We start from the raw sequence: 15904 nt of genomic DNA, 5'->3' as shown, positions 1-15904 counted from the left end.
CTGAGCCTCCTCATTCCCTTCGGTCATTCCGGGGTCTCACCTGACCTATTGATCCCACAGGAGTCTCGCCATTTCCCACCCCACTTTACGACAATCGGTGTTACAGAACCATACTCCTAAGAGCTCTAGATTCACACTTGTGCGCAGGTTTATAAGACAGGCCGCATAGTCTGGAGTTCAAAGCTTATGGCTGACCTCAACACTTTCAAGACTTGACCACAAGTCAAGTCTTTTGTGCTTTTTATGGTGGGGAGCGGTAGGTATACGAATAACCAATAGGGAGAGAGAAACTATGAAAGTCATTCACGTCATCTCCGGCGGCGAAACCGGAGGGTCGAAAAACCATGTGATCACTCTACTGTCTCAGTTTCCGAAAGAAGAAATGGTTCTGATCTGCATGCAGAAGGGCGAGTTGTACGAAGAAGCCGCCAAACAGAACCTCGACGTCCGACTCCTTGAACAGAAGAGTCGTTATGATATCCAGGCATCGAAGAAGCTCACCCAGATTATAAAAGAAGAAAAAGCTGATATCGTGCACAGTCACGGGCCGCGCGCGAACCTTTTCACATCCCTAATCAAACGTTCGTTTAAACGTCCACTGGTGACGACGATGCACTCTGACCCGACACTTGATTTCATGAAAGGCGGAATCAAGGGCAAACTTTTCACAAAGCTCAACCTATGGACATATAAACGAATGGATCATTTCTTTGCCGTATCCGAACGGTTCAAAAGTCACCTCGTTCAGCTTGGTGTTCATTCCATCGATATTACGACGATTTACAACGGCATCGACTTCACGCCATCTTCAAAAACTAAGACCCTGACACGCGCAGACCTCGGGCTGACGGAAGATGAGCTCGTCATTTCCATGGTCGCTCGTCTTCATCCGGTTAAAGGACATCAATATGTATTCGATGCATTGAAGCAGATCGATCATCCGAATGTGAAGGTGTTGTTAGTCGGAGACGGTCCTTACAAACAGGAATTGATGGATCAAGTCAACAAACTCGATCTGGACTCATCCGTTCATTTCCTCGGGTTCCGCAGCGATATCAATGAAATTTATCAGATCTCAGACCTCGGTCTCTTAGCATCACTCAGCGAAAGCTTTCCACTCGCTCTTCTTGAAGCGGCGAAGGAACACCGTTCAATCATCTCGACCGAAGTCGGGGGAGTCGATCAGCTCGTCCCGAATCCGATGTACGGCTGGATCGTAAGACCGAAAGATTCAAACGAGTTGGCAGAAGCCTTCACCGAAGCCGTCGAGATGAAGAGACAGTCTCCACAGGAATTGAAGGAAAAAGGAGAACGCCTGTATAAACACGCAAGCGAGAAATTCTCCCTCACCCAGCTGGCTGCGTCTTACCGTGAAACGTACGAACAGCTAATGAAGAACAACAGATAGAATCACGTAAGAGGAGCGTATGTAATATGACACGAAACCATAGCTGGACCTTTTACCTTGTCCTGCTACATTTGATCATCATCCCGTTAGTCCCGTTTAAAACGTACATAGGCCCCATCCCCTTATCAGCGGAAATCTTCCTGATCCCGCTCATTACGGTCGTTGCCGCGTACGAATTCATTACACGAAAAATAGAACTGAACGAAGCGAAGTCGAGGTGGTTCGCCATCCTGTTCGCCGTCCACTTCTTAGCAATGATCATTTCCCTGACACAGGCCGTCGCGATTATGCCGGGCTTAATGGAAATGGCCAGGTACCTATCCTACGCCATCCTGTTCCTGATCATCTTTAAAGTGAAGTTCACAAAAGGCGAATATAAAGCGTTCGGCTTCACCTTCGCCACCGTCATCACCATCATGGGAGTCTACGGCCTGTTCCAGTTCGCCATGGACTACAACTTGAACAAAGCCGGACTATACGCCCTGACGGAAGCGTGGGGACGCGTCCCATCCACGATGATCAACCCGAACTATTACGGCGGATTCGTCAACATGCTAATACCAGGACTATTATTACTGGCCGTCGTCTACTTTAAGAACCGCTGGACGCAAATCTTATTCTTTACGCTTTTCGGAATCTTCGTCCTCAACCAGATCCTGACGTTCACACGATCTGCATGGGTCATCATGGCAATGGCCATCATCATGGCAAGCTTCATGATTCCGAAAACGTTCTATAAGAAATTATTCAAGCCGCACATGCTGATTGCAAGTGCCATCCTGATCGCAGCCGTATTCAGCATGCCGGACGTACAGAACCGTTCCGTATCTGCTGTATTCGTCATCCAGTCGTTCCTTCCATTTGAAATTATAAGTACAGATGCTCCTAAAGCAGGGGAAGAACCTTCTGAAGAAGAACCTGAAGAAGGTCAATCGTTAAAAGAGAACCAGGACAGAACAAACCGAGCGGTCGTCTCAAGAACCGTTCTTTGGCAAACAGGGTGGTACATGTATAGAGACAACCCAGTCCTCGGTCTCGGAATCGGGAACTACAACGAGAATTATAAAGAGTTTGTAACAAAGTATCCCGAACTGAATGTCGGGCACGATTTATATTCGGTACACAATTCCTATTTGAAAGTCGCGTCCGAAACAGGTACACTAGGGATTGTGAGTTTTTTGGCAATCTACCTATATTTTTACATCTACCTTGGTAAACAGTTCTTCCGTAACCGTGGCAATCAGCTGAAGCAGGTGCTTTTGATCGGATTGTTCATCGGAAGCGGTACGTACCTGGGACAGAATATGGCGAACAACCTGATCTTCATTCCTCAGTTGAACATCATGTTCTGGCTGATATCAGCATTAATTCTCAGTTATGCCACAACGAGGGAACCAAAGTCATAGATGGCACTCATGCCAAAATATTCATTCAGCACCATATCTGTTGTAAAAAAAAAGTAACAATGTTAGTTTAATAATTACGGAAATGCGGAATACACTGAAAAGATTGTTGCATTTCGCATTTCCATGTTACATTCTCGTTACAATTCGTAAAAACGGTGCAAAGTAGTGTCATTTAACTGAGAAATTTGTTGAAAATGTTCTCAACTTTGGTAGAATGTAATTTGTAAGATTAAGACATAGATTACGTTGGACATCCATGACTACATACAACTACGACAACTTCATAATCTATGAATCTTCTAACCCACGTAAAGAAGATTCCCAGACTTTATTCTCAGAATATTTCTGCACATGCACTTCTGTGGATAATAATGGGGATTCTTTAAATATAATCATGTGCTTCAAGTAAGTACATAAAAAGGGAGGAAATAGGTTAATGGCAAAACAACCTAAATCTTTAAACAAGATTCTTGCAACATCTGCTGGTGCTGCTGTAGTAGCTGGTGCTCTAGCTCCTGCTGCCGTAAGCGCTGCAGCTGCAGACGACTTCACAGACGTTTCTGAAGACACACGTCACTACGAAGCGATCAACGCTCTTTATGATATGGGCGTAATTGGTGGCTTCCCGGATGACACATTCCGCCCGGGCGATTCTCTTAAGCGTGTTGACGCTGCTAAGATGATCTACGGTGCTGCTGAATTCTCATTCGACGGCGACGTTGACTTTGACTTCACAGACGTACCTGCACGTGCTGAGCAATTCGTTGACGCACTTGTAGAAGAAGGTGTAATCAGCGGTTATTCTGAGACACAATTCGGTCCAAACCTTAACCTAACTCGTGAGCAAATGGCGAAGATCATCGTTGAAGCTTTCGATTTCGAAACTGAAGGCGTTGAAGAGTCTGACTTCACTGACCGTAGTGAAACTTCTCTTTACCCATACATCGACGTAGTAGCTGACCTAGGTATCGCTAGCGGTTACGAAGACGGTTCATTCGGTGTAGGCGACGAAATCAAGCGTGGCGACTTCTCTAAAATGCTTTATGAAGCATGGATGATCTGGCAAGATGGCCAAGAAGGCGAAACATTCGAATCTCTTGGTGGTGTTGCACAAGAAATCCTTCCAGGAATTAACGCTGTAGAAATTTCTCCAGAAGCAATCGGCGCAGACGCTGATTCTGAAGTGCAACTTTCTGTAGGCGAAGATACAATCGATCTTGAGTATGACGAAGAGCGCGAAGCATTCGTTAACCTTCAAGTATCAGGCTATACACTAGAAGAGCTTAACAATGCTGGTGTTTGGGTTGATGGTGATCAAGTAGGCGGTACTGTTGAGCCTCCTGCTGACACAATGGAACTAGGAACTCTATCTGATTTCGATGAGTACCAAGTACAAACAATCGTACCTGGCGTATTCGCAGTAGAAGTTGATCTTTCAGGTGAAGACTTGGATTCTGACGCTTCTGTAATGCTTGACGTTCAAGGCGAAATGTTCGAACTAACAGACGAAGAAGGCGAAGGTTCTTACCGTAACCTACAAGTTTCTGGCTACGATCAGTCTGAACTTGAAGCTGCGACTGTAGTCGTTCAGTAATAAATAGTAAGGTGGTTTACAGATGAACAAACGTGCAGCATTGGCTTTGACTCTAGCTCCAATGGCCGCCTTGGCATCTGTGGGTTCCGTTGCAGTTACGCAAGTAGATGCAGCGGAGACACTCACATTTACCGAAGTCGTTTACGACTACGATGGCACACAAGCTGCTGTCGGTTTCTCTGATCTTTCCAGCGCAATGTTGGATGGTGACGGAGATATGTACGACTTTGTTACAAGTAATCAAATTTCCGCTTTAGGTCTTTCAAACGGTGAGTACATCACCTACATGGATTACGCTTCAGCCGTCTTAGATGGAGATGAAGTAACTGAAATCCTTGCAGACCTTTCTGAAGATCCTATCGATGACAGCACGGTAGAGGACTACCAGGCTCTAGAAGGATTCACAGGTGGCGGAGAACCAATTATCGGTGGGGAAACCGGTAACGAAATTGTTCCTGAAGTTATCTCTATTAAGTAGAGATGGTTTAGGCATAAATTAAGTACTTATTTACCTGAAAATAGGGAGGAAATTTACTAATGAAAAAGAATCTTAAAGTTCTTTCATCAGCAGCTCTAGCATCTGCTCTAGCGGTACCAGCAGTAGCAGGTGTTGCACCACAAACTGTTGATGCAGCAGAAAACATTGAAACAATTGCATTTTCATACGACGGCGAAGGTTACACAGTAAGCTACGCTGACTACGCTAGCGCTCTACTTGACGGCGAAGGCGATCTTTACGACAAAATCACTTCTGACAGCTTCTCTGTAGCTGCAGTAGGTATCGGTGATGGCGTGTATGTAACATACAACGCTCTAGCTACTGCTAAACTAGATAACCCTGAAACTAGCACTCTTGAACTACTAGAAGATCTTGCAGCTGACGAAGATAACCTAGTAGACGAAGACACTGTTGATTCTTGGGACGAGTACGAAGCTCCAAGCGATTCTACAGGCGAAGTTATGGTTGATTCTGTAGAGGTACTTAACCTTAAACAGATTCAAGTAACATTGTCTTCTGAAGTTGAAGAAACTGATGAGCTAACAAACACAGACAACTACTCTCTTGAAGACGAAGATGACGAAGATTACTCTTTCGAAGATGTTACTGTTGATGGTGACACAGTTACATTAACTCTTGAAGAGCATGTTCCTAACCAAACTGATGCTACATTTGAAATGGATGATGTAGTACTTGGCGAAACAGTAACAGAAGATCTTTCATTCTTCGATACAACAGTTCCAGAAGTAAATGAAGCTGCTGTAATTGGTAACGATACAGTTAAAGTTTCATTCTCTGAGCCACTTGCTGTAGAGAAAAATGAAGACGATGAGTGGGTTACTGTAGAAGGCGGAGACAGTGTTGAAGATTCCTTCGAACTTTCTCAAGGTAACGACACGCTATTCGTACGTAACGTAGAATTCGTCAAGAACAACACTGAAGCAAACGTTGAAGTTTACTCTACTTTTGAAGAAGGTACAGTTGATTTCAGCATCGATAACGAACTTGAAGATTACGCTGGATTCAGCCTAATCGGCGGTGACTACGAGCTAGAAGTTGAAGAAGACAACGAAGCTCCAGAAGTAGTAGAGTACAAAGATGCTACACGTAACAGTGTAACTCTAGTATTCAACGAAGATATCGAAATTGCTGATGATGCAACTTTCGAATCTTTCTACCACACTAACACTAGCAACACTGTTGTAGAAGACACTGACGAAGATAAAGCTGGAAACCAAATCGGTGCTACTGTCGACGGTAACGAGCTTACTCTTGACTTTGGTGACAACGAACTTCCAGAAGGTACTGCTTACGTGTATGTTGATGGTGAAGCAATCCTTGACAAATGGGATAACCTAAACGAATCTACTATTCGTCAAGAAGTACAAGTTACAGTGGATGAAACTGCTCCTGAACTTCTAGAAGTAGAGTCTGACTCTGAAACAGAAGCTACTCTTACTTTCTCTGAAGATATCGATGCAGATTCCGTTGACGAAGATGATTTCCAAATCCTTGACGCTGACGGTGAAGAGGAAGAGGATATCGTTGACGACGTAACTGTAGATGGTGACGAAATCACACTTACATTCTCTGAAGAACTATCTGGAGATAAAGCTGTAGTAGTAAGCGACATCGAAGACCTTGCAGGTAATGAAATCGAAGAGACTACAAAAGAGTTCTTCGTTGATGATAGTACTGCAATCGATGTAGATGATGTAACATCTACTCTTTACACAGATGATGAAGATGTTTACACACTTGTAGTTAACTTCCCAGAAGAAATGGCTACAGAAGGACAATATAGTGTTGCAGATCTTGATAAGTACCAAATCAATGATGTGAACCTAGATGAGTCTGATGTTGAAGCATCTATCGAAGTAATTGACAACCGTCAGGCTGTTGAAATTACAATTCCTACAGACAACGAGGAAGGACTAACTGTTGATTCAGAGGACACACTAGAAGTAGCACGTGTTGCTGACGCTGCAGGTAACCCAACTAACGAATTCTCGTTTGATGTAGATATCGCAGACGCAACTGATATTTCTCTAGACGCTGAAGCTACATCTACAGATACTGTAGAAGTTACTATCAACGATCGCGTTGATCTTGAAGCTGATGATTTCGACTTCGAAATCGGTGGCGTTGATGTAGATATTGAAGAAGTATCTACTGAGCTTGATGATGGTGATACAGTAGCTACTTTCGTTCTTGAAGACGAATTCAATCACGAAGTAGATAACGTAACTCTATCCATCGTAGCAGACCCAGATACAACTAACTCATACGACCTTCAGATTGCTTCTGGTGAAGTAACAATCGCTGACGGAGTTAGCCCTGAGCTTGGTAATGCTAACGACGACGATGAAATCAGTCGTGAAGATACAGACGTTACTAACGTTCAGTCTGTAGAGCTTACTTTCACTGAAGATGTAGAAGGAAATGCTGATGCTCTAGGTAACTACCTAGATGTTGAAGGCTATACTTTCGTGACTGTAGATGATCTAAGTGAACTTGATGAAGACGAATTCACAATTGCATCAATTTCAGGTGACAGTGCAACAGTTACTGTTTATGTATATGATGCAGAAAACAACGACTTCACAATCGACCTTGATCCTAGCCGCTTCCTTGAAGACGAGCAAGGAAACGATGCAGTATTCCCAGATACAATCACAGTACCTGAGGAAGAAGAGTAATATCTTCGATTTAAAGAAGCTCCTTTCTAGGAGCTTCTTTTTTATACTCAAAAAGTATTAAAGGTATATGTACATACTGTAAACCCAAGTGCTAACGGTGATATCCTTCATGTACTAGAATCTATGGAACGAAATGTGATGGATTCTCTTCTTATAAATTTATTACTGCTATTTTATTGAGAGAATCGTAGGAATTTGTAGGAATATGGTTGATGAAACTTCATCCCTTAAATATAATGTAGTTATGGAGGGAAATACATAATGAAGAATTTGATATCAATTTTAATCTTGGGAATGCTATTAGCCGTAATTACAGGTTGCTCCCAAAGTAATACTTCAGAAACTTTGCTTAATGATGAAGAAATAGATTTAAAACAAAGCCAGATTGTATTCGGCGACAGAGTAGAAGATGGTAAGGTGAGCTTAAAGAATACATTCTCACTAGGGTCCGATCCACAGTTTGTTATATTGCTAACCGAGCCAGTTCAATCTGACCAAATCACAATCTCACTAAACAAGCTTAATGATGAGGATTGGAATACCTTATCTGAGTCAGAACTACCAGTTGATTCAGGATCGGTTGAAATTACAAATGGTCTTTCAGCATCCATTTTCGAACAAACAGGAGCGGGAGCGTATCAATTGGTGGCTAGCGAAAATGATGAAAAAATTGCCAGTGGAGAATTCGTTGTTGAGGAGAAATAAACCATATGGGAATCAAGAATATACTTGACTACATGACTTTAGGCATCATGACCATGATATTAATTATAAGTCCTTTTTCAAAGGGCTTATTTTTTGATGAGCAATTATATATTTGGGAATTGCTCATTCAGCTCGTTTTTCTGATTTATTTAATAGCAAGGACAATAGCCCGTAAAACTCTAGATATTAGAGCAATGATTCTGTTTTGTTTCCCAGTACTATATCTTTTGTCTATGATCGATTCCTTATCATTTTTTGCAACCATACAGGAATACATAAGGTGGAGCACCTATGCTTCATTTTTTGGAACGTGTTATTTACTCTTACTAAATAACAATATAAGGAAAATATCACCTACTCTCATGACCTGTTATTTTCTGTTTATTGCTATCTTCCCTTTTTTAGTGCAATGGGGGATTATTCAGTATGAAGATGCAATCTATACAGGACGGTTTTCCGGATTTTTTCAATATCCCAATACGTATGGTGCTATAGTTGCTGCAGGATTAATCTACACCATTGTTTTAAAGACATCCACAGACTTAAGTAATAAAACTAATCAACTATTGAATATATGTCTGCCTTTACTAGCCGGCGCATTCTTAATGTCTGAATCACGTGCAGCCACCATTGTATTACTATTCATATGGCTAACAGGTATTTTATTGGTGTCTAACAATAAGTTAGTAAATTATTTTGGTCTTTCTCTATTGAGTATTGTATCGGGGATGTTCATTTATTCCTTTTCTACAAATTTGATTGCTTTCTTAATAGTGATGGCGGTTACTGTCCTGGTACTTTTTGTTGAGGATAAGAATAACATTTTTGAAAAATGCAATCGCCTGGTATTCTTAAAAAAGAAGAATTCTATAGCTTTTATATTAATTGCTTTCTTGGCTATCACAACTATGGGAGCGATTATGTATGTTTCTGGACTTGTACCCGAGCAATTAATCGAGAAGGTTAAATCTATTAGTTTAGAAAGTAATAGTGTCGCGGGCCGACTTAATATTTACTCTTTAGCTCTAGAAATGAGCTTGATTTCCCCCTTAATAGGAAATGGCGGAGATGCATGGAGTATATTGTTTCCGTCACATCAAAATCTTCCTTTTTGGGCTACAGAAACACATAGTTTCTTTTTAGACCAGTTACTGAAAATTGGGTGGAGTGGTTTCACGATTATTATGATTTTATTAGGCTGTTGGCTTTTTAAGGTTTCTAAGAATCAATTTGCATTCCCACATGTTACACATTTGGCAGCGTTATTGGCATCATCGGTTTTGCTTATGCATTCAATGCTGGATTTCAATATGAGATATGGTTCCTTTGTAATGGTGTTGTTAATAATGATTCTTTTATCGATTAATCCGAATAGTCTGGCCGAATTTTATATTAATAAAAAATGGGTATTATTGTTAATTCCTGTTGTCACATTTGTAGCTATTTCTCTGTTTTTCAATATAAGGTTCTATGCTGCCACAACTATTGAGTCAGATGCCTCGAGTAAGGATATTTCACTTGGGGCAGCTGAAGAGCTTTATATAAACGCAATAAGATACAACCCATGGAACCCCGAATATCGGTTGAAGCTAGCTGAAGTTTATGTCACTTCATATGAAAAAGAACAAAGTGAAGAGGTTAAGAAAGCTGCAATAAGAAACCTGGAGAAAGCTGTAAGTATGAACCCACAATATCACAAGACCCTCTATGATACCGCTAACTTGTATAACGATTTGGGGGAAAAGCAAAGCTCTATAATGTACCTCAAGAGGGCAACAAGCCTAAATGAATTTAGTGTGCAGTATGCATATCCATATATAGCACAAAATATTGTTTATGCTGAGGAAAACCCCTCAAATAGACAGTCTAACTTAGAAATGGCAGTGCAAGAGTATGAAGAACAAATGGAGCATCAGATGGAATATTCTTCGGAGAATATCCCAGATAAGGTGAATGTTATGTTACCATCAAAAGCACATGTTTTCGCAGCTGAATCATATTTGTTACTAGGAGAAATTGAAGAATCCAAAAAAGCGTTGAGCAGATATGAAGAAGCGCAAGACGAACAAATAAAGGCAAGATACTTTGCATTGAAAAACATTCTGTATGCTGAGGACTCTGAACAAAATGAGAATGAGCTTGTGAATACTTATATTAGTTTCTTCAACAAATTGGTGGATGAAGTAAAATAAACACCTTATTACATTTTCACAATTGTATAGAAAAATTAGAAGAAAACAATGGAAGGGTTGATACAATGCATGAAAATCAATTTCAGAATTTGAGTAGAAAAATAAATGACAGAAGTGCTCGTGTTGGTGTGATAGGACTTGGTTACGTAGGTCTTCCATTAGCACTAGAGTTTGCAAAATCAGGTTATGATGTTTATGGGATAGATCTAAATGAGGATAAAATCAGCCAATTGAAACAGTTTAACTCTTACATTTCAGATGTTCATAAAGAGGAACTAGTAAGATTTGTAGGTAAAAACTTTTACCCAACCACTGAATATTCATACATTCAAGAACTAGATTGTATCAGTATTTGTGTGCCCACACCATTGACAAAATCACAGGAACCCGACATGTCCTTTATACTCTCAGCTTTAGAACAAATCAAAAAATATGTACATCCTGGTATTTTAATTACACTGGAAAGTACTACTTATCCTGGCACTACAGAAGAGATTATTCAAGCAGAGTTAGAAAATGAAGGGTATTATGCAGGCGAGAATTACTTCTTGTGTTTTTCACCTGAGCGAGTCGATCCAGGAAACAAAAAGTTCAATACTAAAAATACACCTAAAGTAATCGGTGGAGTTACAAAGCAATGTACCAATATTGGAACTATGCTCTATGAGCAAATCATAGACAGGATGGTACCCGTATCTTCTCCGAAAGTAGCAGAAATGTCTAAGCTACTAGAAAACACTTTTAGAAGTGTAAACATCGCTTTCATTAATGAAATGGCTATGTTATGCGATAAACTTGGAATTGATGTATGGGAGACTATAGAAGCAGCTAGTACTAAGCCGTTTGGGTATATGCCTTTCACACCTGGACCAGGTATAGGTGGCCACTGTATCCCGCTCGATCCTATGTATTTGGCTTGGAAAGCAAAAGGAGAAAACTTCTATAGTCGATATATTGACTTAGCTCAAGAAATAAATAAAAGCATGCCTAATTATGTTATTGGTAAAGTAGCTGAGGCACTAAATGCTCACACGAAACCCATAAATGGTTCAAAAGTTTTGATCTTAGGAATGGCATATAAACCAAACATAAACGATTTGCGTGAATCTCCAGGTTTAGAGATATATGAGCTTTTGAAAAAGAAAGGTGCTAAGGTATTCTATCATGATCCGCATGCACAAAGTTTTCTTGATAATAATAATGAGAAAGTAAACTCTATTGATTACGATAGTGAATCTTTGTTGAGTTTTGATGCAGTAATTATGGTGACAAATCACAGTTTCTATAACCTTACAGAAGTTTTTAATGAATCCAAGATAATCATCGATACAAGGAATGCATTTAAAGACTTTTCAGATGAGAAAATATATAAGATCGGTGATACTTTAAATAATAACTCTGAAATAGTATTTTCTTAATAGTAAAAGTTAATTAAAATTTAATGGTTAACCTTAACTATAGGTTAACCATTAATTGTGTATAATACTAGGGTTTGAAGGTGTAAAAGTGATAATAGGTAATTTATTCAAAACAATAAGTCGATATAAAGATTTAATATGGCATTTGACTAAATCGGAACTAAAGTCAAACGTAGCAAGGACTTATATGGGATTCTTCTGGTGGATATTAGATCCGCTTTTGTATATGTGTATCTTTTATTTTCTTGTCCATGTTATTTTAGATCGTGGAGGTCCGGACTATCCCGTGTTCTTATTCATTGCTTTAATCCCATTAAAATGGACTACTTCTTGCTTGGTGGATGCTACTAACTCTATACAATCAAAAGGGAATATTATAAAGCAAATATACGTTCCTAAGGTTGTTTTTGTTCTAGTTAAGTTATCAATAAACACTATTAAGTTTCTTATAAGTTTGACGGTTTTATTGATCTTTTTAGTAGTATATGGAGATTCATTATCAATCTTCTCTTTATTATTACCCTTCATATTACTTTTGCATCTATGTTGGTTATTTCCTATGATGCTGATACTCGCACACATCGGTGTGTATTTCAAAGATATTAAGAATCTAATGCAATATGTTACGAGAGTTCTATTATATGTATCTCCTGTCTTATATTCATTATCTACTGTACCCGAAGAGATAGTTAAATACTTATATATAAATCCTTTGACGCTATTAATAGTGTCATATCGGAACATATTGATGTATCAAGATTCCCCTCTAACTTTAGAACTTGGAATTTTACTGATTGCATCAATTATATTTACGTTGGTTGGTCTACATTTAATCTATAAATACGATAAAAAATACGTGAAGGTGATTTAATGGATACAGTAATTGAAGTGAAAGATATTGGAATATCCTATCCATTATCAAAAAAGAGAAAATATTCCTTCCGAAGAAAAAGAGATAATGTATATTGGGCATTAAAGGAGATTAATTTTACCGTAAAAAAAGGTGAGGTTTTAGGTGTATTAGGTAGGAACGGATCTGGCAAGAGTACTCTATTAAAAATGTTAGGTGGCGTACTCGAGCCAGATATAGGAGAAATTGAGTACCATAGTGGGTTGCCAACATTGCTTTCCTTGGGGACAGGTTTTAACCCTGAATTAAGTGGAAAAGAAAATATTTATTTGAATGGGTTAATGTTAGGTCACAAGAAAGTAGAAGTTGACAGAAATTATGAAGATATCGTTGAATTTTCAGAACTCGGGGACTTTATTAATGAGCCAATTCGAACTTATTCATCAGGAATGAAGTCTAGGTTGGCTTTTTCTATAGCTGTTACGTTAAATTCAGATGTCATTCTTATAGATGAGGTACTAGGTGTGGGGGATCAGAACTTTAAAGAAAAGAGTAAGAAAGTGATTCTGGAAAAAATCGAGGGTAACTCAACGGTCATAATAGTGTCTCACTCTGCATCACTTATAAAGTCCATATGCGATAGAGTGTTGTGGATAAATAACGGAAAGCAAGAGGCATTTGGTAAAGTATCGGAAATCATGCCAAGATATGCAGAATATATGAGGAGTAAATAATGGATGTAGTAATGGTTTTATTTAAAGATATTACTTATGATGCAAGGGTAAAAAGGGAAGCGAGAGCAATTGCTGAAGCAGGACACAAAGTGTATATCTACTGCTTATTTGTAGACTTTAACATTCCTACTCCTAGATTACATGACAATATAAATATAATAAGAATTCCTCTACAAATAAAGAGGATGCGAAGATTGAATGGCAGAAAAAAACCTGTTATTCGGTACTTAAATAGTGGAGTGAAGTTATACAAGGATCTGTTAGCTACTAAACAGTTTTATAATTATCTTCAAAAGGACTTACTTACCAGGGATCTTGATATACATGTAATTCATTGTCATGATCTAAATACCCTTCAGTTTGGAACAAAATTAAAAAAGAAATTTAAGTCTATTTTGGTGTATGATGCTCATGAAATATTTAACGAGATGGCTAGTAAACATGTATTAGAGAAAATAATAGGACGAGCGATAGAAAAGCAGTTGTTAAAAAAAGTAGACCACATTATTACTGTAAACAGTTTATTGAAGGATTTCTTACAAAAAAGCTATTCTCTAGTAAACAGATCATTTACTATCATTCAAAATATCCCTGAAAAAGCGAATGGCAAAACACTGAGTGACGATTATTTCCATAATTTATTCAAATTAAACAATTCTGATCGAATTCTATATTACCAAGGTGGGATAAATCCTGAGAGAGGATTAGATGACTGTATAAAAGCTTTAGAATATCTTCCCTCAAATTATATATTGATTTTACTTGGAGATGGTAGGTTGAAGCGAGAACTTGAAACGAAAGTTCAAAGAGATGGAATATATAAAAAGAGGGTATTTTTCCATCCACAGGTTTCATCACAAGATTTATCTGCTTATACAAAATTGGCTCACATAGGGTTAGTGATGTATGAGAATACATGTAAGAATAATTATTTGTCTACACCTAATAAGGTATATGAGTATATGCAGGCATACCTACCAACAGTTTCTTCAAACCATCCTGGAAAATGTTCTGTAGTAAAAAATTATCAGACGGGAGTATGCAGTGAAGAGACACCGAAAGACATTGCTAAATCTATAATTACTATAGAAAATGACTATGAATACTACAAGCAGAATTGTATTACTGCATCAGATGAAGTTACTTGGTTAAGCGAATCTAAGAAGTTAGTAAAACTGTATAATAAAATAGAGAGTGATTTCTAATGGAAAAAGAGTCGATCTTATTGATTTCTCATCATTTCCCACCGGAAATTGGAGCAGCTAGCAATAGAGCCGAACATCTAACTAGGAAATTATCTTTGCACAAAGATATACACGTAATAACAAGCCATCCCAATTACCCTTCAAGTGATTTATATAAAGAAATAAATGACTATGTGAAGTATGAGAAATACTGCAAAAAAGTACACAGGAGCCCTTCAATAACCTTTAAATCAACTTCAACAATAGTTCGCTTGTTAAATCAAATTATATTTATATTCTTCTGTATCTTCATGGCTCCATTTGTTATGACTCGTCATAAAATAGCTAAATTCATTACAACATCCCCACCTTTCATTGTGAATTTAGTTGGGGTTTACTTAACTACGTTTAGGAAAAAATGGATAATGGAAATAAGGGACTTATGGCCAGACTCAGCCGTTGCTGTAAATGCATTAGATGAGAAAAGTATGCTATTTAAATATTTGAAGTGGTTTGAGCACTATTGCTATGAGAGATGTAATCAGATAATAGTAGTTACCCCTAGAACTAAAAAGTTACTAGTTAGTAGAGGAATTGAGCCGGATAAGCTCACAATTATAACGAATGGAATTCCAGATTGGATCAACAATCATGTTAAGACAAGAACAACAGATGAAAACCATGTGAATATTATGTATATTGGAAATCTTGGTTATGCACAAGGTTTGAGTCATTTGATAGATGCAGCTTCCTCTAAGGATGATCAAAATTACAATTTATATTTTGTAGGTGAGGGATCTGAGAAAGAGAAATTAGTCAAGTATTCTGAAGAGAAAAATTTGTCTAATGTTCACTTTATTAATGGTATTTCTGATAAAAATAAATTGGCATCTTGGTATGCCAAAGCTGATATCGGAGTTATTAGTTTGAAAGGTTCGGAACTATTTAAATATGTAATACCAAGCAAACTGTTTGAATATGCAGGCTTTAAGATCCCTATTCTATTAATTGGTGATGGTGAAATTAAATCTTTAATCGAGAAGTACAACTTAGGGGTATCTGCAAATGCTAACTCAAGAGATATCAATAAAATGATAGATTTAATTATGAAAAATAGGAATGATATAGAATGTAGCAGCCATGAATTCGAGGAAGAATATTCGTGGGATCGATTGATTAAAAAGTATTTATACGTTTTGAACACTTTATAGTAAG

12 protein-coding genes are annotated in these 15904 nt (G+C 38.4%); all 12 read left to right on the top strand.

Annotation, left to right across the window (positions count from 1 at the left end):
* The first annotated feature begins 292 nt into the window (after positions 1–292).
* The 12 genes from LCM20_RS10310 (at position 293) to LCM20_RS10255 (ending at position 15900) form a co-directional block, all read left to right on the top strand.
* Positions 293–1408, top strand: a complete 1116-nt coding sequence (locus LCM20_RS10310; protein WP_225195375.1) for a glycosyltransferase family 4 protein — start codon at positions 293–295, stop codon at positions 1406–1408.
* A 26-nt stretch (positions 1409–1434) separates the two neighbouring features.
* Positions 1435–2814: an O-antigen ligase family protein gene (locus tag LCM20_RS10305; RefSeq protein ID WP_225195374.1), complete on the top strand. Its 1380-nt coding sequence runs from the start codon at positions 1435–1437 to the stop codon at positions 2812–2814.
* A 436-nt stretch (positions 2815–3250) separates the two neighbouring features.
* Positions 3251–4408 carry an S-layer homology domain-containing protein gene (locus LCM20_RS10300; RefSeq protein WP_225195373.1) on the top strand — a complete coding sequence of 386 codons (1158 nt, stop codon included), beginning with the start codon at positions 3251–3253 and terminating at the stop codon, positions 4406–4408.
* Between the two features lie 22 nt (positions 4409–4430).
* Entirely contained in the window at positions 4431–4886 is a 456-nt protein-coding gene (locus tag LCM20_RS10295; RefSeq protein WP_225195372.1) for a hypothetical protein, read from the top strand.
* Positions 4887–4945: 59 nt separating this feature from the next.
* On the top strand, positions 4946–7606 hold the full coding sequence (locus LCM20_RS10290) for an Ig-like domain-containing protein (protein ID WP_225195371.1): 2661 nt from the start codon (positions 4946–4948) through the stop codon (positions 7604–7606).
* A gap of 261 nt (positions 7607–7867) precedes the next feature.
* Positions 7868–8311 (top strand): hypothetical protein, encoded by a 444-nt coding sequence (locus LCM20_RS10285; RefSeq protein WP_225195370.1) that lies wholly within the window; start codon positions 7868–7870, stop codon positions 8309–8311.
* A gap of 5 nt (positions 8312–8316) precedes the next feature.
* On the top strand, positions 8317–10503 hold the full coding sequence (locus LCM20_RS10280) for an O-antigen ligase family protein (protein WP_225195369.1): 2187 nt from the start codon (positions 8317–8319) through the stop codon (positions 10501–10503).
* 65 nt (positions 10504–10568) lie between these two features.
* Complete coding sequence (locus LCM20_RS10275; RefSeq protein ID WP_225195368.1) at positions 10569–11921, top strand: nucleotide sugar dehydrogenase; 1353 nt, start codon at positions 10569–10571, stop codon at positions 11919–11921.
* Between the two features lie 88 nt (positions 11922–12009).
* The gene (locus LCM20_RS20260; RefSeq protein ID WP_225195367.1) at positions 12010–12792 is read left to right on the top strand and encodes an ABC transporter permease; all 783 of its coding nucleotides are present in this window, start codon (positions 12010–12012) and stop codon (positions 12790–12792) included.
* Positions 12792–13505 carry an ABC transporter ATP-binding protein gene (locus LCM20_RS10265; protein WP_225195366.1) on the top strand — a complete coding sequence of 238 codons (714 nt, stop codon included), beginning with the start codon at positions 12792–12794 and terminating at the stop codon, positions 13503–13505. The genes LCM20_RS20260 and LCM20_RS10265 overlap by 1 nt, the downstream gene beginning before the upstream one ends.
* Positions 13505–14710, top strand: coding sequence for a glycosyltransferase (locus LCM20_RS10260; RefSeq protein ID WP_225195365.1), 1206 nt, complete (start codon positions 13505–13507; stop codon positions 14708–14710). The genes LCM20_RS10265 and LCM20_RS10260 overlap by 1 nt, the downstream gene beginning before the upstream one ends.
* Positions 14710–15900 carry a glycosyltransferase family 4 protein gene (locus LCM20_RS10255; protein ID WP_225195364.1) on the top strand — a complete coding sequence of 397 codons (1191 nt, stop codon included), beginning with the start codon at positions 14710–14712 and terminating at the stop codon, positions 15898–15900. The genes LCM20_RS10260 and LCM20_RS10255 overlap by 1 nt, the downstream gene beginning before the upstream one ends.
* Positions 15901–15904 lie beyond the last annotated feature (4 nt).

It is taken from the genome of Halobacillus litoralis (assembly GCF_020171725.1).
In the GTDB taxonomy this organism is placed as follows: domain Bacteria; phylum Bacillota; class Bacilli; order Bacillales; family Halobacillaceae; genus Halobacillus; species Halobacillus litoralis_F.
The sequence above is the reverse complement of the archived record's forward strand: the minus strand, read 5'-3'. Positions and strand labels throughout refer to the sequence as shown.